This window comes from Melittangium boletus DSM 14713 (assembly GCF_002305855.1).
Lineage (GTDB): Bacteria > Myxococcota > Myxococcia > Myxococcales > Myxococcaceae > Cystobacter > Cystobacter boletus.
This window is the reverse complement of sequence record NZ_CP022163.1, coordinates 4,204,890-4,224,836: the sequence shown is the minus strand read 5'-3', so window position 1 is coordinate 4,224,836 and position 19,947 is coordinate 4,204,890. Positions and strand designations below refer to the sequence as shown.

Genomic DNA, 19,947 nt, shown 5'->3' with positions numbered 1-19,947 from the left:
CGCGAAAGCCCGGGGGGCATTCATCGCGCCACCAGGCCGGTGAGGCCTCGGGAGACGAGGGAGCCAATGTCCGCGAGCACTCTCGGAAACGCGAGTCCCCCGGGTGTCGCCAGGTAGCGCGGCGTCCACACCGGGTGGAACTTCTCCTTGAACTGCCGCAGCCCCTGGAAGTTGTAGAAGTGCTCGCCGTGAGCGAAGAGGAACGCGCCCGCGCGCTGCCACAACGGCGCGAGGGCGTGGGACTCGAAGCCGGAGAAGGGCGCCATGCCCAGGTTGAAGCGCTCGTAGCCCCGCTCCCGGCCCCACAACATGAGCGACACGAAGAGGTGATCCATCACCCCTCGGGGCGCTCCCGGCCGGTAGCGCATCAGGTCCACCGACAGCTCCACCTTCAGCTCGGGCGCCCAGAGGTTCGCGAAGCCCAGGAGCTCGCCCCCCTGGCGCACCACCGCCACGGGCCCCTCGCGCAGATAGCGCTCCGAGAAGTAGCCGAGCGAGAAGCCCTTCTCCCGCGTGTTCTTCTCCGCGAGCCACGCGTCCGAGAGGGCGCGGAGCTGGGGCAGCAGCGGCTCCACGCCCTCGCGCGGCACCACCTCGAAGGTGACGCCTTCCTTCTCCAGCTTGTGGTGCGCGTGGCGCAGCGTCCGGCGCTCGGGCCCGTCCAACCGGAAGTCCGCGAGCGGCACCGTGGCCTCCTCGCCCAGCTTGAGCAGGGACAGCCCCAGGTCCAGGTAGCGCGGCAGCGCGCCGGGACTCACCTGGTAGAAGCACGTCCAACCGTGGTGCGCGTCCACCAGCTCCCGGAAACGCCACGCCAGCTCCGTGCCCTCCTCGGGCGTGCCGCCCACGGGGTCCCCCATGGCCACCCACGCGCGCCCGGCCACGCCGTACATGAGGAAGGCCGTGCCCTCCTCGTTGAAGAGCAGCGTCTTGTCGCCCACCAGGGCCAGGTGGCTCGAGGACTCGGGGGAGCGCGCCACGAGCGGCCGGGCCCGCGCCAGCGCATCCTCCGAGGGCGGCTCGCTCCGAGGCGGGGCGGGAGCGAGCAGCCGCGCGATGCCATACAGGAACACCACGCCCACCACGCCCACCGAGGCGCGCAGGAAGCGGGGCGCGTCACCCTCGAAGGTGAAGTGCCACCACAGGTCCCCGCTGTAGTCCACATGCCGGTAGGAGAAGAAACCCAGCCACACCGAGGCCACCACCACCGCGCCAATGGCCACGAGCCAGGGGGCGCTGAAGCGCTCGGCGAAGAGCGACGTGCGCCGGTAGAACTGGGACCGGAAGGGCGCCAGGGCGAGCGCCAGCGCGAAGAGCAGCGAGGCCTCCTCGAAGTCGATGCCCTTGGCGAGCGACAACAGTCCCCCACCCGCGAGCAGCCCGAGCGCCAGCACATACGCCGCGTCCAGCCGCCGTTGCAGGCTCCGGGCGAGCAGCAGGAGCGACACCCCCGCGAGGCTGCCCAGCAGGTGGGACAGCTCCAGCAGCGGCAGGGGCAGCCACCGGCGCAGCACGAGCAGCCGCTCCGCCACCGTGGGCGTCGCGCCGGAGAAGAGCAGCACCGCGCCCGAGAGCATCGCGCCCAGGGCGGCCACGAGCGGCACCACCGGACCGAACGAGGCGCGCGCGCCCTTCACCAGCCGCGACACCTGCTCGCGCCGGCGAAGCAGCTCGTTCACCGCCATCACCCCCGCCGCGAGAGTGAAGGGCGCCAGGTAGTAGACGGCGCGCCACGCCACGAGCGTGCCGAGCACCGCGGGAGCGGGCACGCGGGGCGAGAGGGAAGCGAGGAGGATGGACTCGAAGACGCCCAGCCCGCCGGGCACCTGGCTGATGAGCCCCGCCACCTGGCCGAGCATGTACAACCCGATGAAGCCAAACAGGGACAGGCCCGTGCCCCCGGGCATGAGCAGGAAGAGCACCGCCGCCGCGAGGAGCCAGTCCGTGCCCGACACGAGCAGTTGCGCCACCGCGAGGCGCGGCGCGGGCAGCGCCACCGCATGGCCGCGCACGGTGAGCGGACGGCGCCACCCGAAGCACAGGGCGACATAGCCGAGCGCCACGAGCAGGAAGACGGCGCCCACGAGCCGCCCTCCCAGGGGCAGCGTGGCGAGGCCCGGCACCTGGACGGGCGAGACGAGCAGGGTGATGCCCCCGGTCAGCCCCAGCCCCAGCCACAAGGTGACGCCGCAGAAGACGGCCACGCGGGTGACGTCCACCCCGCTCAAGCCCCAGGAGGAATAGAGGCGGTAGCGCACCGAGGCGCTGCTGAGCATGGCCACACCCGTGTTGTTGCCAAAGGCATAGGCGATGAAGGACGTCATCGCCACGCGGGGATAGGGCAGCGACTTGCCGACGTAGGCGAGCGCCAGGACGTCATAGAGGGACATGAGCGCGTAGTTGGCCGCCGTGACGAGCACGGCCAGCGCGAGCCGGGAGGCGGGCAGCGCCTCCAGGCTGGCGGTCACGTCATGCCAGTGGAAGTCACGCAGTTCCCGGTGGAGCACCCAGGCGGCGAGCCCCAGCAGCACCAGGGGCAACAGCGCGGCGAGCACGCGTGAAGGCCTCATCCCGCTCCCATAACAACGGCCCTCGAGCGGCGGAACGCACGGAGCCCTGGAGGCCGGGGTCTATCTGCTCACCTTCGGAAGGTCTGGACGAAATCCATCCCGGAGAGGACAGCGCCCGCGAGCAGCAACACACCCATGCCCCGCACCACCCACGTCATCGCGCGGCGGGGAAACCGGTGCTCGAAGCGGCGCAACAGCCCCACCATCGAGGCCTCCCAGCACCCCACGCCCAGGCCCGCCGCGGCGCCGAAGGGCAGCGCGCCCAGGGGCGTGAAGGTCACGAACTGCCGCGCGTAGAGGAAGGCGACGGCGGCGCTCCACGTGGCCAGCAGGGTGGGGTTGAAGGCGGACACGGAGAAGCCCACCAGGAAGCCCTTCATGCCCTCGCCGTCGCCGGAAGGCTTCACGTCCTCCACCTCGGGTGACCACCGGGCGAAGTACACCCCGAGCACCATGAGCAGGATCGCGCTCAGGGCCTTGGACACGGGAAGCACCAGGGGGTGCTCGGCGAAGAAGTGGGTGAAGCCCCAGAAGGCCATGGCCGCGTAGAAGGACTCGGCCAACGCGGCGCCCAACCCCACGCGCAGGGCCACGTCGTAGCGCTTGAGCAGACTCTCGGAGAACACCATCACCGCCACCGGCCCCGTCAACGGCATGGAGCCGATGAAGCCAAACGCGAAGGCGATGAGCGCGGTGAGCAGCAGGTTCATCCACGCCCCTCGGCCCGTGTCCCGGCTGTCCCGGCTACGCGGAGGGCACGCTCTTCACGGAGCCGGACGGCCTCGTGGCGCCGTCCACCCCCACCAGCGGCGCGTTCTCCGAGCGCAGGAGCGCGGGCATGGGCTGCTCCCGGCGCAGCTTCACGTACGCCTTCATGGCCGCCTCCAGGCCCACGTCCTTCTTGGCCCGCTCCGACAGGAACCACTTGTGCTCGAGCACCTGGCAGTACAGCTCGGCCTCGTCCGCCGCCGGGCCCAGGTCCTTGGAGATGCGGTTGAGCGTGGGCCGGAAGCGCTCGTCCAACCAGCGGAACGCCGCCACGCTCAAGGGCACGCTGCGGTTGAGCTCGCGCGTGAGCGTGGCCTTCAGCTCACGCACCTCGTTGAGCAGCATCGCCGCCTGCCGCTCCTCGGCCACCACGCCCGTGAGGTTGTGCAGCTGGTGGCGGTGGTACTCGCGGTCCGTCACGATGGTGCGCATGCGCAGCTGGCTGCCATCGCCGCTCGCCACCAGGTCCACCTCGCCCACGGAGAAGCCCAGCTCGTTGAGCGCCCGGATGCGCTCGTGGATGCGGTAGCTCTCCCGCGGCGAGATGGAGATCTCCTTGTTGATCTCCGTCCACAGCCGCTCGTAGCGCTGGCGGATGCTCGGGGCCGTCTCGTACACGTCGAGCGCCTGGGGCAGCTCCACCTCCGCCATCGCCGCCAGGTCCGCGAGGCCCCCGGTGACGTTCTCCTCCATGATCATCAGGTCCAGCTCGCGCTGGCCGTCGGACAGCTTCGCGTGCAACTCGGACGTCTCCGCGTCCACCGCGTACGCCTGCAGCTCGCCCGCGTCCCGGCGGAAGAGCACGTTGGACAGGGAGCAGTCACCCCAATAGAAGCCCCCCAGGTGCAGCCGCACGAGCAGGCTCGCCATGGCGTCCAACAGCCGCTCGCGGTAGCGCTCCATGCCCTTGTTCATGAAGAGCACGCGGTAGGGCAGCGACGAGCTGAGGAACTGGGTGAAGAGGATGGCCACCTCCCCGCCCGGTTGATCCGGCGCCCGCACCCGCGCGTGCCCCACTGGCGTCACCGAGGGCAATCGCCTGTCCTCCAGCCCGCGCAACACGTCGTACTCGCGCTGGCCGATGGGGATGGGCAGCTCCTTGAGCGCGTAGATCTCCGCCCCGTAGCTCACGAAGACGACCGTGTGCCGGGAAAGGCCTCGGGGGACTTCCACCAGCCGGGGGCAGACCGCCCGGGTCCAGTTCTCCAGCGGCAGTTGCCAGGGGAGATCCAGGAAGTCCGGATGACCCTGACGGAGGTGGATCGCGTTGAGGGCGCGGGCTGGGTTCATGGTGATGAGTCTACCGGGACCGCTCGCTGGAATCAGGCTCCGATGGTCGTGAGACACGTGCACTCCCCCGGCGCGTCGGTAGGATTCGCGCGCATGCAAAACACTCAAGGATGGACGGCCCTGGTCACCGGGGCCACTTCGGGTATCGGCGAGGCCTGCGCCCTCTCGCTCTCCCAGCAGGGCGCGCGGCTCATTCTGGTGGGTCGGCGCGAGGATCGCCTCCACGCGCTCGCGTCCCGCCTCTCGACGCCCTCGCATTGTCTGGTCCTGGACGTTCGCTCCCGCGAGGAGGTGGAGCGCTCGCTCGCCGGCCTGCCCGAGGGCTTTGGCGAGGTGGACGTGCTCGTCAACAACGCGGGAGTGGCCCTGGGGCTCGAGCCGGCGCAGGAGGGAGCGCTCGACGACTGGGATGCGATGATCGACACCAACTGCAAGGGGCTCGTGTACGTGACGCGGACGCTCTTGCCCGGCATGGTGAAGCGCAACCGGGGCCACGTGGTGAACCTGGGCTCGGTGGCGGCCACGTACCCCTATCCGGGCGGCAACGTGTACGGGGCGACCAAGGCGTTCGTGCACCAGTTCTCGCAGAACCTGAAGGCGGACCTGGTGGGCACACGCGTGCGGGTGACGGACATCCAGCCCGGCATGGTGGAGACGGAGTTCTCGGTGGTGCGCTTCAGGGGCGACGCCCAGCGCGCGGGCAAGGTGTACGAGGGCATGCAGCCCCTCACGCCAGGAGACATCGCCGATGTGGTGACGTGGTGCGTGACACGGCCCGCCCACGTGAACATCAACGTCGTGGAGGTCATGCCCGCGGACCAGGGCTTCGGCCCCTTCAACGTCAAGCGGCGCTGAGCGGGATTCCTGTCAGGATTGACGCGCCAGCATCTGGCGCGTTTTCTCAATCATATCGTCGAGGATATCCACCGCGTTCTGGTGCTCCACGAGGTTGGGAAGCGCGAGCGCCAGGCGTTGGCGCAAACGCTTCGCTTCGTCATACCGGGTCAATGCCTCCTCGCCCTTCCCTTGAGCGAGCAACACATCCCCCAAGGATTTCAAGGAGATGCTGAGATCCCGTGTCAGCTCCGGGGTGTCTCCCAGGCGCTCCCGCAAGGCGCGCTCCAACGTCAGGCATTCCCCGTAAGCCGTCTCCGCCTCCGCACACTGGCCCCGCGCCTGGGCTATGTCGCCCAGACGACCCAAGGAGATGCACACATCTCGGATCACCTCTGGAGTCTCGCCCAGCCGGCTCCGCCGGGCCCTCCGGATGGCCAGACTCTCCTGGTACAGGGACATCGCCTCGTCCAACCGTTCTCGAGCCCGCGCCACGTCTCCCACATTGTCCAGGACAATGCCCAGATCGCGCATGATATCCGGCAGGTCGCCCAGGCGCGCTCGCTGCTCTCGGGTCAATGCCAGACTGCGCTTGAAGGCCTCCTCCGCGACATCCAAGCGATGGCGCGCCAGCGCTACCCGACCCACGTTGTCCAGGGCGATGCTCAACTCACGCACTGACTCCTGAGTGGGTTCCGAGTGGTTTGGCCGTGCACTTCGGATATTCAAGCTCTCCCGGTAGGCCGACTCCGCGTCTTCGAGCCGCCCCTGCACCTGGGCGATCCGGCCCACGTTGTCCAAGGCAACGGTCAGGTCACGCATCACCTTGGGCGTGTCACCCGAAAGCCTCCGCAGCTCCCGAGTCAGCTCCAGGCTCTCACGGAACATCTTTTCCGCTTCCTCTATCCAGCCCTTCGACTCCGCCATCATCCCGGTGCTATCGAGCACCACGCTGAGATCGCGTAGGACCTGGGGGGTGTCACCCAGACGTCTCCGCTGCTCCCTCGCCAACACCAGACTCTCCTGATAGGCGGAATCCGCCTCATCAAGCCCTCCCCTCGCCAGGGTCAGTTGCCCCAGGCGGAGCAGGCTCTGGAGCAGACCGCGCACCACCTCCTGCGTATGCCCCACGAGCGTCCGCAGTTCCCTCGCCACCTCGATGCTTTCCCCGTACGCCTCCTCGGCATCCGCGAACCGCTCCTGCCGCCATGCCACCTGCCCAAGGTTGTCCAGCGTCATGCGCAGGTCGAGCAACACTTCCGGGGCATCTCCCACGAGTTTCCGTGACCCCCTGGCGCTCGCCAGGGCTTCCTGGTACGCGGCCTCCGCCTCCCCCGGGCGTCCCTGCTTCAGCGCGACATCTCCGAGGTTGTTCAGGGCCACACACAGGTCATGCAGGACCTCCGGCGAGTCCCCTGCACGCGTTCTCAACTCCTGGATCACCTCCAGTCCTTCCCGATAGGCCACCTCCGCCTCTCCCCACCGTTCCTGTCGCTCGGCCAGGGCTCCCAGGTTGTTCAAGGCCACGCTCAGGCTTTGCACCACCGCCGGCGTGGAGCCCTCGCGTGTTCGCATGTCCTTCGCGAGTATTATCGATTCGCGAAAGGCCGCCTCGGCCTCCACCACTCGGTTCCGGGTCCAGGCCACGCGACCTTGAATGTCCAGACACGCGAGGCGCAGACGTGACGTCTCCGGGTCCTGGCCGTCCCTGCGTCCGACACGGCGTAACAACTCCCCGGCGATGTGCTCCGCCAGTTCGAGCCGTCCCGAGTCCAGTGCGATATCCGCGGCCCTCCATCCCGCCTGGATGACGGCGGGCGCCACGGACTCCGTCCGCTCAAGCCTTTCCCACTCCTTGAGCCGAGCCTCATCCGCGGAGTCGAGCACCCGCGATTCGCTTCCGGACTCGGGGGTTTCATCAAACCGCTCCCCGCGAGACTGTCGATCAGCATCCGCCATCGACACGAGCCCAGGCTCACTCATGTCCAGGCTGTAGCCACGGATCGACCACAAGTCGGGGGCGATCTCACGAGCACGGGTCCTGTGCGCCGAGGGCAGGACGAGCACGACGGGGCGCTCGAGGCGGCGCAGCCACTCCCGATGCTCGTTGATACGTGCCAACAAGTTGTCCACGGCCCGGGTCCACTCGGGCCCGCGTCCAGAAGACAAATCCATCCATAAAGGAGAATGCGCCTCGGCCAGGAGGGAGGACGGCTGACGGATGGGCTCCAGAACGTCCGGAATCAGGGTGTCGGCATTCCGCGGAGACACCTTCTCCAGGGGCGCGGTGCGCAGCAGGCAGATCCGCTCCAGACGCTCACGGAGCAGCGCCTCGATGGCCGAATCGGGAGCGAACAGGAATAGGAGGACGAACCCCTTGGACCACTCGATGTGGTAGCGGAGCGCCAACCACTCCTCTTCACCCTTGGCCGTCAGCACGGGCGGAGTCATCACGGGCATCACTCTTCAACTCATCCCACAGCAAGGGGTGGACGTCATACCAGTCCTCGCCGTTGCGGTAATTGAGAACCAAATGCGTATCCAGGAAGCGCGCCAGTTGGGGCAGGTGATCGATCTCCTCCAGTCCTGGTTTCTTGGTCTTCTGGATGCGACGAAGCCACTTCTTGTCCGCCTCGGCCAAAGGCAACATCTCCCGCCGCAAATGGTTCTCGGAATCACTCAAGACCGTATCGGCCAAGGGCAGGGAACTCTTCGTGTTCGAAGCGGCCTTGACGAGGCAGTTCCGGGCTAGACGGAAGAAGTCGCGCAGATCTCCGCCCGTGCTCAGCGCCATGCGATGAAGTTGCGTCTGAGTGAAGACGGTCCGCCAAGCGGAGTGGCGCTGCTGCATGATCCTTTCCATGAGGGCCAAGCCCTCGGACGTCTCCTGTCCATCCCGGCCCCGCACCTTGAGACTGGTCAAGGTGAAGATGGAACCCCCGCCCAACACCCGCCCCACACTCGGTGCCAAGGGGACAAGGTAGGGCGGAATGGTATAGACCATATGGACATGCGGGATGTTCAAGGCAGCCGCGTGGCCCGAGAAGAGTTCCTCCACGCTCTTGTACATCGCGCTCGCCTCATCAGCAGCCTCGGCACGAAGCTGCTCGACCGAGTCCACCAGCAGCACCAGTTTCCGATCCTCCCGTCCTGTCTTCTTGCGAAGTTCCGCCACGACCTCCACGGCGAAATCGTGCGCTTGCTTCACGACCTGCGCCACGTGACCCCGGAGAGATTCCTGGAGCCGCCCCTTGAAGCTCGGGTCCTCCCTAAGTGAAGCGCCCAAGCCTAGTTTCAACGGCCCCAGCGACAGTTCCGCCTTCGGAGCGTCGATTTTCATGCGCGTGGAGAGGAAATCGAGGATCCGCGTCTTGAACAGGTCCCTCAAGAAGTCCTTATCGACATTCTCCAATGCGTCCGTCAGCGCCGCCATGACGGACACGAGGAAATCGGTGATCTCCACCGGCCGCGTCATGTTCATGTAGTCGCGCATGTCGAGCAGGACGACATCGCACTCGTCCGGCAGCAGCAACTTGCGCAGCCGCCTCAGTTCCGTGCTCTTGCCACTGCCGCGCTGACCCGAAAGCAGATGGACGCTCGACGACTCACTCCAGCGAATGCTGGTGTGCATCTCGATAATGGGATCCGCGTCGGGGTGAATCTGCTGCTGGATGGCGACATAGAAGGCGTCATCGGGCTCCAAGGGCCGGTCCTGGAGACTCTGGAAGAACGTCTTCAGCTGCGCCTGCGTCTCGCGCGTCAGGGACATGAGGGTGCCTCGTCTACCGCAACAATGTAACGCCGGGGCCCTTGCACCGCCGGATCCGTGGGCCAAGTGTCCGCTGCCTACCCCGATTCTCCGGGTGACGCGACTCCGAATCAGCGTGGTACATCCGCCGCCGACATGACCACGGACAACCCACGAGCGGCGGACGCCCCCTCCCCGGGCAAGCGGACGGTGCACTGCGCGGACGCGCTCGAGTGGCTCGCGGGCCAGGGCGTGCTCACCGGCTGCTCGCTCATCACCTCCATGCCGGACCTGTCCGAGTTCCCCTCCTTCACCCTCGCCGAGTGGAAGGACTGGTTCGTGCGCACCGCCGGGCTCGTGCTCTCGCGCTGCCCGGACGACGGCGTCACCGTCTTCTACCAGACCGACATCAAGAAGGACGGCACGTGGGTGGACAAGGGCTACCTCGTGCAGAAGGCGGCGGAACAGCAGGGGCACGCCCTGCTCTGGCACAAGGTGGTGTGCCGCGCGCCCGCGGGCCAGGTCACCTTCGGGCGGCCCGCGTATTCGCACCTCCTGTGCTTCTCGCGCGGCATCCGCGCCGACCTCGCGCGCTCCTCGGCCGATGTGCTCCCCCAGGCGGGCGAGGTGACGTGGACGCGCGGCATGGGCGTCCAGGCCTGTCTCGCCGCCTGTCGCTACGTGCTGGCCAACACCCCCACGCGCACCATCGTGGACCCCTTCTGCGGCCACGGCACGGTGCTCGCCGTGGCCAATGACCTGGGGCTGGACGCGGTGGGCGTGGAACTCAGCAACAAGCGGGCCCGCAAGGCCCGCGCCCTGCGCATGCCCCTGGGTGACGAAGCGCCCTGAGCCTCGCCCCCGAGCCTCACCGCCGGACGCGGCTCGATCGCGAGCGGAGGAACTTCGTGATGAGGCGTCCGCCCTGGGCGAACGCCTCGGGCGACAGCCGCTTGAGCCGCCAGACCCACCGGCCCATCGCCATGGGCACCACGTAGAAGTCACCGCGCTCCACGCCCTGGAGGCAAGCCCGGGCGATCTCCTCGGGCCCCACGCGCGCGTCATTCACCATCCGGGCCGCCATGTCGCGCAGGCGCACGGAGTGCTCGTCGTCGCTGGACCACGAGGTCGTGGAGGCGATGTTGGTGCGGAAGAACATCGGACACACCACCGACACGCCGATGCCCTGGGGCTTGAGTTCCGCCAGCAGCGTCTCGGACAGCGACACCACCGCCGCCTTGGAGGCGCTGTAGGGTCCCATGTACGGCGCCGACATCAGTCCCGCCGCCGAGGCGATGTTCAACACGTGGCCCGAGCCCTGCCGGCGCAGGAGCGGCACGAAGCTGTGGCAGCCGTGGATGACGCCCCACAGGTTCACGTCCAGCACCCGCTTCCACTGCGCCAGGGGCAGCTGGCCCACCTCGCCCGCCGCCGCGATTCCAGCGTTGTTCACCACCAGGTCCACCCCGCCCAGGAGGCGCTCGGTCTCTCGCGCCAGGAACTCCACCTGCTCGGGCTTCGTCACGTCGCAGACCACCGCGTGGGCCTCGCCCCCGGCCAGGCCCACGCGGCGCACCGTCTCGCGCGCCTCCGCCTCGTTCACGTCCGATACCACCATCCGCCCTTCACGGCGCCCCAACTCCAGACACAGCGCACGGCCCAGACCACTGCCCGCCCCGGTGATGACGGCGCGAGGACGCTCGGGAAGACCCATCTCGTGAACTCCTGGCAGGACGGGGCCCCAGCCCCGCGTGGGCCAGAGACTACTGGAGGCCGCGTCAGTGAGCCCGCGCCTGCGACACGCGCCCGGACGTCTCGGAGTTCTCGGCCGGGGATTCCGGCTCCTGCCGCGTGAACGTGAACGGCGGCACCCGGGGCAGACGGACGACGAAGGTGCTGCCCTCGCCCACGGTGCTCTCCACACGCACACGGCCTCCATGGGAGGTGATGATGCCGTGCACCACCGCGAGCCCCAGCCCCGTGCCCTCACCCTCGGGCCGGGTGGTGAAGAAGGGCTGGAAGAGATGCGCGAGCACGTCCGGGCCCATGCCCTCCCCGGTGTCGCGCACCGTCAGCACCACGTCGTCCTCGCCATCCGGCCGCGTGGAGACGAACACCTGGCCCCGGCGCTTCATCGCCTGGGCGGCGTTGAGCAGCAGGTTGACCACCACCTGGGAGATCTGCCGGGGGTGGCCGAGCATCGGCTGGAGCGGCTCGAGCGACACCTCCACGTCGCAGTGCGCCTGCAGGCGTCCACGGGTGATGCGCAGGGCCGTCTGCACCTCCTCGTTCAAGTCATACGGGATGAGGGCCTCGGGGTCTCCCTTCGCGAAGCGGCGCAGATCCGCCACGATGGAGCACACGCGCTGCACCCCCTCGAGCGTCTCCGGCAACACCTCGACCGCGTACTCGCGCAACCCCGGGGGGAGCTCCGCCTGGCCGCGCAGCTCATGCTGGAGCGCGTGCAGGTTGCTCTTCACGTAGCTCATCGGGTTGTTGATTTCGTGCGCGATGCCCGCCGCGAGCATGCCCAGGCTGCTCAGCCGCTCCTGCTCGCGCGCCCGGCGGTGCGTCAGGTCCAACTCCGTGAGCGAATGGGCGAGTTCCTCCTGCCGCCGCGACAGACCTCCCACCGTGTGCGCCGTCAGCTCCAGGTAGGCGCCCGAGGTGCCGGTGATGAGCACGGACAGGAGCAGCATGGTGATGGACACCGTGGGCGGGCTGCCCTCGAACAGCGCGAAGAGCGTGATGGCCACGAACATCACGTACATGTAGGCCCGATGCCGCGGATGGAGCGCATGGCGCACCCACAGGCTATTGAGGGGCAGGAAGAACCAGACGGGGAAGATCCACCCGGTGAAGTGGCCATAGCCGGCGGTGATCACCAGGTTGAGGCCCACGCGCAGGGTCTCCCGGGAACTCGCCGCCTCGGAGAACTCGGCGAAGAAGTCGCGCGTGAGCAGCAGGTTCACCCCCGTCGCGGTCAGGCCGAGGGCCAGGACGATACCGAAGGTCTTCCAGTGGCCCCAGTAGGCGCCCATCATCACCAGGACGTCGAGAGTGACCAGCGCGAAGATGAAGCCCTTCACCCGCCCGTTGATGCGTTTCAGATGTAGCTCGGGCGCTTCCTCTAGCCCTGGTGCGCGCATGCCGCCTCCGTCCGAACTCCCGCCCGCTTGCCTCGGACCTGGCAACCTCGTGGCGCCCCTCTCTTAGCGCCGCGTGCCCGGTGGTGCTCGACATGCGGGTGCGCTCAACCTAGCAGAAAACCACGCCGGAACTCGCCCCGAATTACACTCCTATAGTGATTTTTCCATTTCATTGAACTCAGGGCGCCCGGGAGGGGCGCGCCAGGAGCGGCCAGGGGGGCGAGTAGCAGGAAAGTCCTCGTTTGCTTGAGTTGGTTGGCACACAACGGGCCGAGCGGCTTTCCTGGTTTACGCCCTTCCGCCACACCACCGCATGGGGCATCCTCTCTCCCCCCGCGCGCCGCACCCCGGCTTACTCCAGGAGCGCTCCATGACCCGCATGCTCACCCTGGTGAGTCTCCTGCTCACGTCCCTGCCCCTGCGGGCCCAGGACGGTGCCATCCATTCTTTGACCGCCGACGAGCTGGCGCGGCGCCTGGGCGAGACGACGTGGGGCATGGAGGAGCTGCTCGCGGGCAAGGTGGAGGAGCTGACCGTCACCCTGCGCGTGGAGGAACTGGATGGGGACGGCCGGGTGAAGCACACCCAGGAGCGGGTGGATCGCTTCCGGGTGAAGGACGGCCAGCAGCGCCGGGAGATCCTCCAGGCGAGCAAGGACGGAGAGGACGCCACCGAGGCCCTGCGCAAGGATCTGGAGGAGCGCCAGCGCCGGGGCGAGGGCCGCGCGGAGTTCAACTCCATCAACCTGCCCTTCGCGTCGGCGTCGCTGTCCCACCACCGCTTCTCGATCGCGGGGCCGGATCCGAAGGATCCCCAACGATTGCGGCTGCGCTTCGAGCCGCGGGACGCGAAGGCGCCCTCCATCCACAAGGGAGAAGCGCTCGTGGACCCCACGACGGGCCAGTTGCTGCGCCTGAACTACAGCCCGTCCATCCTTCCGGATCGCGCCCACCGCGTGGACGTGCGCATGGACTTCCGCACCCAGCCGGGCATGGGCCAGGTGCTCGACACGCTGCGCGTGGAGGCCGAGGGCGGCTTCCTCTTCTACAAGAAGCACCTGCGCATCACGGCGCGCTACTCGCACCTGGTGCCCGCGAGCAGCGCGCCCTCGGCGCTCATGACCCCCGCGCCCTGAGACGAGGCGTGTTCCGCCGCGAAGGGCATTTCCAGCGTGCCGCCGCACGACTGGCGCTCGTGCTCGTGCTCGTGGCAACGATGGAGGCCCGGGCCGCGCCAGCGGATGATGTCCAGCACCTGCTGGAGCACGCGGGCCTGCCCGGGCACGCCCACCTGTCCCAGGGAATGCCCCTCACCCCGGACCGAGCCCAGGCGCTCTGGCTCGGCCTGCTGGACAGCACGCCCACCGCGCGCTCCTTCGCTCCCCGCACCGTCCTGGCCCGCCTGCTGCGCGATGCCCTCGCCTCGGGGCAATCCCTGCCCTACGCCACGCTGCGCACCCAGGCCGAGCGCTTCCGTCGTCTCGTCGTGGTGCGTCCAGATGGCTACGCCTGCGTCGCGCTCACCGGGGCCCCCCTGGCGCCCCTGGGGCGCCCCGTCCAGAGAGAGGGCCAACTCCACGTCCAACTTCTGCGCGTGGGTGCCTTTTACTTCGACGAGGCCGGCGTCTTCTTCGCGGTGGATGAGTCCTTGCGACCCCAGGGCCTGCCGCTCGGGGAAGTGCCCCTGGCTCGCGACCCCGCCACGGCCGCTCTCCTCGGAGCCCAGGACGCCGTGGAGCAGATGGCACGCGCCCTTGCCGAGTTCCTCACCCATCCCGTGCGCTCGTTGGACGGCCTGCGCCAGTTGCCCTCGGCTCTCGCGGGCCTCATCGCCTCCTCTCCCGAGTACTTCGCTCGCTACGGCGCCATGAACCTGGAGACCCAGATTCGCGAGGCATCCCGGTTGGCGGCCCACCTGTTGACACTCGAGGCAGGCCTCGCCTCTCAAGGCGCCCGCATGGCCGGGGCCGCGCGCCTACCCGTGCTCTCCCTCTCCGCCCGGGGCGAATTGGTGACACGCGTGGTGGCCGTGCCCTCGGGAGCCCGCATCTCGACGCTGGGCGCAGGGGCCGCTTCCGCCTCCCTCGTCTTCATGGCCCAGGGATCGCCTCTCTCGGGCAACTCCTCCTGGACTCCGCCCTCCGGAGGGCCAGGTCAGTGGATTCAGAAGCCCGAGGCCATGTCCGATGAGGCCCGGCGCTACCAGTCCCAGGTGACGGGCGCTCCCGAGGGCTGGGTGTACCGGGTGCGCACCGGCCCGGGCCCCAGGGACTTCGTCGACTTCGATGGATTCCGCGACGGTGTCCTCCTGGAAACCAAGGGCCCCGGCTACCAGGAACTCCTCCGTAAAATGCATGGCAAGGAGTGGTTCGATGGACTCAATGGGATGATCGGACAGGCACAACGACAACTGCGCGCGTCCGGGGGTCTCCCCATCCATTGGCACTTCGCCGAACGAAGCGTAGCGAACCTGATGAGCAGACTCCTCAAGGAAAGAGGCCATGGCAGAATCAAGATCATCCCTCCCCCAAGCCCTCACTGATCACGCCCAGACAAACGAGGCTCACTATCTGGGAGTGTATTGGCTGGCACGGAGGGAAACCGCCGAGCGCTGCGCCCAACGCACCGAGCACCTCTTTCAATCGCTGGCGGGTTGCGACCGGAACCTGTCGAATTGGTACATCAAGGGCCGGACTCTCGAGGAAGCGACGGAGAAGCGGCTCGAGCCCCATGCGTCGGCCCTCCAACGGGAGTTCCTTCAGCAAGAGGAGCGAGAGGGACGAATGCGTGGTGAAGGCTTCTCCTTGAGTCTTTGGAATGGAGCGCACCCCGAGGGAGAAACAGGCCTCTCCCTCCTGTGTGGCGAAGCATCTCCCTGGGTGACCAACTCCTGTCTGTTGAATCTCCCGCGTGAGGGCCCCACGGCGGAGCGTCTGCTGCGCGCCCCCGCCCTCTCCAGCATCCTGCGCGCCATGGTCCTGGCCTTCGAGCCCGAGTGGGGCATCGCCACCGCCCATGAGCACCTCGACCTGGTGACGGAGTCCACCGAGGTGGGCACCTTCGCGGGCTGGCTCACCTATTTCGCCCACCGCCGTGGGGTCCTGCCCGCCCTGCCACCGTCCGTCCAACTCGAGCCCGTGGATGCCCTCGGCACCCTCGTCATCCTCACCTCCGAGCGCTTCACCGCCGCCAATCCCACCCACGTGGCACTCGCCCGCGAGGTCTCCGAGCGTCTGACCCACGCGGGACTTCTCTCTCCCCTCCACCCGGAGTCTTCCTGACACCCCCTGGCCGGGTTCGAAAAGACTCGCACGCTCGCCTGCCCGCCAATCCCTTTCCCAGGGGTGACGGGAGCACAGCCCTCTGCTAGGTAGGGGCGCCCCCACGCCCCCGCAATGACACCCCTCTCGAGGTTGCACGCCCTCGCGGCGTTCCTGCCCGGCTCGCTCATGCGGGCCCTGCGGGAGGATGACACGCGCCCCCGCGAAGGGGCCTGGCGCGAGCAGCCCGGCGCGGTCCTCTTCGCCGACCTCACGGGCTTCACCCCCCTCGCCGAGACGCTGGACCAGGGTGGCCCCTCGGGCGCCGAGCGTCTGCGGGAACTCCTCGACGCCTACTTCTCCCAGCTCATCGACACCCTGCGCGCCCACGGGGGTGACGTGCTGCGCTTCGCCGGGGACGCGCTGGTGGCGCTCTGGCCGGCGGAGTCCCAGGAGGAGTTGCCTCGCGCGGTGACGCTCGCGGCGCGGTGCGCCCTGGTGGCCCAGTCCCTCATCGAGGCGAGCATGCCGGTGGCCGGGATGCGCACGCGCATCAAGGTGGGCATCGGCGCGGGCCGCGTGCGGCTGTCCGACGTGGGGGGCGAGCAGGGCCACTGGGACTTCCTCGCCTCGGGGGAGCCCCTGCTGGAGATGGTCCAGGCGGAGCACGCGGCGCAGCCAGGAGACATCATCGTCGGCCCCCAGGCCTGGCGCCACGTGCCCGAGGCCCAGGGCGAGCCCCGGGGCCCGGCGGGCTTCAAGCTGCTCGCGCTCGCGCCCGTCCCCCTGCCCACCGTGCTCCCCATGGAACCCGCGCCCCACCTGGAGCCCGCGCTGCGCGCCTACCTGCCGCGCGTCGTCTCCCTGCGGCTGGAGGCCGGCCATGGCCAATGGCTGTCCGAGTTCCGCACCGTCACGGTGCTCTTCATCAACCTGGGAGACCCAGCGTTCGCCGCGAGCCAGCATCCCGAGGCGTTGCAGCTCGCGCTGCGCACCCTCCAGGCCATCCTCTTCCGCCACGGGGGCAGCGCCAACCAGGTGGTGGTGGACGACAAGGGCGTGGTGATGGTGGCGGCCTTCGGACTGCCACCCCTGTCGCACGAGGACGACGCGGTGCGCGCGGTGCAGGCGGCGCTCGAGGTGCGCGCGGCGCTGCGGGAGCGAGGCGCGACGTACCGGCTGGGGCTGGCCACCGGGCGCGTCTTCTGCGGCACCATGGGCGGGGACACCCGGCGCGAGTACGTGATGGTGGGCCACACGGTGAACCTGGCGGCGCGGCTGATGCAAGCCGCCGTGGACGACATCCTGTGCGACGCCTCCACGCTGCAACTGTCCGCCTCACGGGTGCGCTTCGAGCTGCTGCCGCCCCTCAAGATGAAGGGCATCACCCACTCCGTACCCATCTTCAGGCCCCAGGAGAGCGGACTGGAGCCGGAAAGTGGGCGGAGCACCCGGGTGGTGGGACGTCAGCACGAGCGCTCGCGGCTGTCCGCCGCGGTGCGCGCGCTGGCCGAGGCGGGCACGGGGGGCACCGTGCTCATCGACGCGGAGGCCGGCATGGGCAAGTCCGTGCTGGTGGCGGAGGCGCTGGAGGAGGCGCGCGCCCGGGGCCTGTCCACCGCCCAGGGCGCGGGCTCGCCCGAGGAGCGCTCCCGGGCCTACCATGCCTGGCGCTCCGTGCTCCCCGCCCTCCTCGGACTGGAGGGAGCCCAGGACGCGGCCACCCGCGCCGCGCACCTGCTCCAGCGCATGCGCCACCGGCCCGAGCAGGCCGCCTGGGCGCCGCTGCTCAACGGGGTGCTGCCCGTGCAGCTGCCCGAGGGCGACTTGCCCCAGCACATGACGGCCGCCTTGCGCGGAGCCAACACCCGCGAGTTGCTGGTGCAGCTTCTCGACGATGCCAGCCGCGAGCGGCCCCGCGTGGTGGTGCTGGACGACGCGCATTGGATGGACTCGGCCTCGTGGGAGCTGGCGCTCGCGGTGCAGCGCCGCGTCAAACGGCTGTTGCTGGTGCTCTGCACGCGGCCTCCCGCCGAGACGGCCATCGCCGAGTACCGGCAGCTGCGCGAGGCGCCCGGCACGCTGAACCTGTCGCTCGAGCGCATGCCCCAGGACGAGGTGCTCACGCTCGTGTGCCAGCGGCTCGGCGCGCGGCGGCTGCCCACCCCCGTGGTGACGCTCCTGCGCGAGCGCGCCGAGGGCCACCCCTTCTTCAGCGAGCAACTGGCGTGCGCCCTGCGCGACGCGGGCCACCTCACCGTCGAGCGGGGCGAGTGCCGCTGGGTGTCGGGCACGGGTGGGCAACCCGCGCCGGGGATTCCCGGCACCATCCAGGGCCTGCTCATCAGCCGGATGGATCGCCTGACGCCACAGCAGCAGCTCACCGTGAAGGTGGCCAGCGTGCTGGGCCGCACCTTTCCCTTCGCGCTCCTGCGCGACATCCACCCCGTGGAGTCGGATCGCGCGTCACTGCCCGAGCAGCTCGCCGCCCTGCACCGCCTGGGGCTCGTGGAGCCCGAGGCGCCCTCGGACGAGGGCCCCGTGTATGCCTTCAAGCACGTCCTCATCCAGGAAGCGGCCTACCACCTCATGGCCTTCTCCCAGCGGCGCGAGCTGCACCGCGCCGTGGCCCAGCACCACGAGCGCGCGGGGCACGGAGCGGAACACCTGCCCCTGCTCGCCCACCACTGGCACCGGGCGGAGGAGCCCGAGCGGGCGTTGTCCTATCTGGAGCGCGCCGCCGAGACAGCCGCGGCGCGCGGCGCTCCCCGGGAAGCCATCACCCTGCTCACCCAGGCCCTGGAGTTGTCCGCGAGCGGCCCCCCCACGCCTCCCCCGCGCGCCACCCGCTGGCACGCCCGGCTCGCCGCGGCGCACCACGCCCTGGGGGAGATGGAGCCCGCGCTCACCCAGGGGGACCGCGCCCTGCGGCTGCTCGGCGACTCGCGCCCCGTCAACCGCTGGGCCTGGATGCGCCGGCTCCTCGTGGAAGGCGGCCAGCACCTCGCGCGGCTCGTCCTGTCGCGCGGGCGGCCTCCCGCTCCGCCCTCGGACGAGGAGCGCGAACGGCTCACGCTCGCCGCGGGCCTCTTCGCCCTCCTCTCCGAGCAGACCTTCTACGAGAACCGGCTCCTCGAGAGCATCACCTCCAACTTCGCCGCGGTGAACCGGGCGGAGCGGGCGCGCGCCTTCTCCACCGCGGCCGTGTCCTACAACGCGCTGGGCTACATGGCGGGCATGGGCCGCGCGCGGGGACTCGCGCGCCACTACTTCCGCCGCGCGGGCGCCTCCGGCCCCAGTCCCCACACCGACGTGGTCGAGGGCGCCTACCACCTCACCTTCGGCCGCTGGGAAGAGGGCCTGCGGCAGGTGGAGCGGGGAATCGCCGCGGCCCGGCGAATCAATGACTGCTTCACCCAGTGCACGGGCCTGGAGGTGCTGGGCATGGGGCTGGAGATGGCGCGCGCGCCGGGCGCCGCCCAGGCCGTGCGAGAAACCCTGCTCCAGGTGGCCACCGAGGCCGCGAGCGCCGTCAACTCCATGTGGGCCCTCTCGGAGATGGCGCCCACGCTGCTGCAGCTCGCCCGGCTGGAGGAGGCCCAGACGCGGCTGCGCGAGGCCCAGGCGCTGCTGCCCCACTCGGATCCCCTCGCCGTGCTGCGCTACCACTGCAACGCGGCGCTCGTGGCGTACCGCGCGGGCGAGGGTGTGCAGTCCCTGGGCCACGCCCGCGAGGCCTTGCGCATGCTGCGTCTGCGGCCCGTGGTGGTCTGGTCCGACGTCACCTCGCTCAGCGCGCTGGTGCAAGCCTGTCTGGAATTGTGGGAGGAGGCCCAGGGCGCCAGTGCCTCCGTGCAGGCCGAGGTCCGCGCCTTGATGCGCGAGTCCCTGCGTGTCCTGCACAAGGCGAGCCGTCTGTACCCCACCGCGCTCAGCCGCGCCGCGCGCCTGGAGGGCACCCGCGCCTGGCTCGAGGGAAAGCCCGCCCGAGCCCAGACACTCTGGCGGCGCGCGCTCGAGTACGCGCGCGCCTACCGCATGCCCACCGACGAGGGCCTTGCCCACCAGGCGCTCGCCCGTGCCGCCGCTCCCTCGAGCGCCACCCGCGTCCTCCACCACCACCAGGCGCGCCGGCTGTTCGAGCACCTGGGTGCTCACGGGTTGATACAAGCGCTCGACAGGTGGGAGTACCCCTCAACACTCCCCGGACAACCCATGCCCAAAAGCATTGTCTTGTGAATTGCTTCACAGCGTGACCTCGCCCAGAGGTTTAGGCTGACCGGTAGCGCGGGGGGGGAGCGGTTCCAAGAAATCGCCCGCGAGGAGTCA

Annotated in this window: 13 protein-coding genes; 6 read left to right on the top strand and 7 right to left on the bottom strand. The window is 69.4% G+C overall.

Annotated features, from left to right (window positions below):
- Window positions 1-20: 20 nt before the first annotated feature.
- The 3 genes from mprF to MEBOL_RS17870 form a co-directional block, all read right to left on the bottom strand.
- Window positions 21-2,570, bottom strand: a complete 2,550-nt coding sequence (gene mprF, locus MEBOL_RS17880) for a bifunctional lysylphosphatidylglycerol flippase/synthetase MprF (protein ID WP_095978577.1) — start codon at window positions 2,568-2,570, stop codon at window positions 21-23.
- 68 nt (window positions 2,571-2,638) lie between these two features.
- Window positions 2,639-3,280 (bottom strand): LysE family translocator, encoded by a 642-nt coding sequence (locus tag MEBOL_RS17875; protein WP_095978576.1) that lies wholly within the window; start codon window positions 3,278-3,280, stop codon window positions 2,639-2,641.
- Between the two features lie 34 nt (window positions 3,281-3,314).
- Entirely contained in the window at window positions 3,315-4,628 is a 1,314-nt protein-coding gene (locus MEBOL_RS17870) for a DUF4032 domain-containing protein (RefSeq protein ID WP_095978575.1), read from the bottom strand.
- 93 nt (window positions 4,629-4,721) lie between these two features.
- On the opposite strand from MEBOL_RS17870, the gene MEBOL_RS17865 reads away from it, so the two are divergent.
- Window positions 4,722-5,483: an SDR family oxidoreductase gene (locus tag MEBOL_RS17865; RefSeq protein WP_095982845.1), complete on the top strand. Its 762-nt coding sequence runs from the start codon at window positions 4,722-4,724 to the stop codon at window positions 5,481-5,483.
- A gap of 12 nt (window positions 5,484-5,495) precedes the next feature.
- Here MEBOL_RS17865 and MEBOL_RS17860 read toward each other — a convergent pair whose 3' ends face one another.
- On the bottom strand, window positions 5,496-7,922 hold the full coding sequence (locus tag MEBOL_RS17860) for a tetratricopeptide repeat protein (RefSeq protein WP_095978574.1): 2,427 nt from the start codon (window positions 7,920-7,922) through the stop codon (window positions 5,496-5,498).
- Window positions 7,882-9,231 (bottom strand): hypothetical protein, encoded by a 1,350-nt coding sequence (locus MEBOL_RS17855; RefSeq protein WP_095978573.1) that lies wholly within the window; start codon window positions 9,229-9,231, stop codon window positions 7,882-7,884. Before MEBOL_RS17855 ends, MEBOL_RS17860 begins: the two co-directional genes overlap by 41 nt.
- Window positions 9,232-9,366: 135 nt before the next feature.
- On the opposite strand from MEBOL_RS17855, the gene MEBOL_RS17850 reads away from it, so the two are divergent.
- Complete coding sequence (locus tag MEBOL_RS17850) at window positions 9,367-10,062, top strand: DNA methyltransferase (RefSeq protein ID WP_095978572.1); 696 nt, start codon at window positions 9,367-9,369, stop codon at window positions 10,060-10,062.
- A gap of 16 nt (window positions 10,063-10,078) precedes the next feature.
- On the opposite strand, the gene MEBOL_RS17845 is transcribed toward MEBOL_RS17850, so the two are convergent.
- On the bottom strand, window positions 10,079-10,924 hold the full coding sequence (locus MEBOL_RS17845; protein WP_095978571.1) for an SDR family NAD(P)-dependent oxidoreductase: 846 nt from the start codon (window positions 10,922-10,924) through the stop codon (window positions 10,079-10,081).
- A 64-nt stretch (window positions 10,925-10,988) separates the two neighbouring features.
- Window positions 10,989-12,359 (bottom strand): sensor histidine kinase, encoded by a 1,371-nt coding sequence (locus tag MEBOL_RS17840; protein ID WP_095978570.1) that lies wholly within the window; start codon window positions 12,357-12,359, stop codon window positions 10,989-10,991.
- Between the two features lie 370 nt (window positions 12,360-12,729).
- On the opposite strand from MEBOL_RS17840, the gene MEBOL_RS17835 reads away from it, so the two are divergent.
- From MEBOL_RS17835 to MEBOL_RS17820, 4 genes are all read left to right on the top strand, one after another.
- Window positions 12,730-13,494, top strand: a complete 765-nt coding sequence (locus MEBOL_RS17835) for a hypothetical protein (protein ID WP_095978569.1) — start codon at window positions 12,730-12,732, stop codon at window positions 13,492-13,494.
- Between the two features lie 8 nt (window positions 13,495-13,502).
- Window positions 13,503-14,900 (top strand): Tox-REase-5 domain-containing protein, encoded by a 1,398-nt coding sequence (locus tag MEBOL_RS17830; protein WP_095978568.1) that lies wholly within the window; start codon window positions 13,503-13,505, stop codon window positions 14,898-14,900.
- On the top strand, window positions 14,860-15,639 hold the full coding sequence (locus MEBOL_RS43950) for an immunity 52 family protein (protein ID WP_095978567.1): 780 nt from the start codon (window positions 14,860-14,862) through the stop codon (window positions 15,637-15,639). Before MEBOL_RS17830 ends, MEBOL_RS43950 begins: the two co-directional genes overlap by 41 nt.
- A gap of 132 nt (window positions 15,640-15,771) precedes the next feature.
- Entirely contained in the window at window positions 15,772-19,857 is a 4,086-nt protein-coding gene (locus MEBOL_RS17820) for an AAA family ATPase (protein ID WP_170115533.1), read from the top strand.
- Window positions 19,858-19,947: the final 90 nt, after the last annotated feature.

Excerpts from the sequence above, each read along its gene's own strand:
- mprF (WP_095978577.1), bottom strand. The coding sequence starts at position 2,570 with ATGAGGCCTTCACGCGTGCTCGCCGCGCTGTTGCCCCTGGTGCTGCTG.
- MEBOL_RS17875 (WP_095978576.1), bottom strand. The coding sequence starts at position 3,280 with ATGAACCTGCTGCTCACCGCGCTCATCGCCTTCGCGTTTGGCTTCATC.
- MEBOL_RS17870 (WP_095978575.1), bottom strand. The coding sequence starts at position 4,628 with ATGAACCCAGCCCGCGCCCTCAACGCGATCCACCTCCGTCAGGGTCAT.
- MEBOL_RS17865 (WP_095982845.1), top strand. The coding sequence starts at position 4,722 with ATGCAAAACACTCAAGGATGGACGGCCCTGGTCACCGGGGCCACTTCG.
- MEBOL_RS17860 (WP_095978574.1), bottom strand. The coding sequence starts at position 7,922 with ATGCCCGTGATGACTCCGCCCGTGCTGACGGCCAAGGGTGAAGAGGAG.
- MEBOL_RS17855 (WP_095978573.1), bottom strand. The coding sequence starts at position 9,231 with ATGTCCCTGACGCGCGAGACGCAGGCGCAGCTGAAGACGTTCTTCCAG.
- MEBOL_RS17850 (WP_095978572.1), top strand. The coding sequence starts at position 9,367 with ATGACCACGGACAACCCACGAGCGGCGGACGCCCCCTCCCCGGGCAAG.
- MEBOL_RS17845 (WP_095978571.1), bottom strand. The coding sequence starts at position 10,924 with ATGGGTCTTCCCGAGCGTCCTCGCGCCGTCATCACCGGGGCGGGCAGT.
- MEBOL_RS17840 (WP_095978570.1), bottom strand. The coding sequence starts at position 12,359 with ATGCGCGCACCAGGGCTAGAGGAAGCGCCCGAGCTACATCTGAAACGC.
- MEBOL_RS17835 (WP_095978569.1), top strand. The coding sequence starts at position 12,730 with ATGACCCGCATGCTCACCCTGGTGAGTCTCCTGCTCACGTCCCTGCCC.
- MEBOL_RS43950 (WP_095978567.1), top strand. The coding sequence starts at position 14,860 with ATGGCAGAATCAAGATCATCCCTCCCCCAAGCCCTCACTGATCACGCC.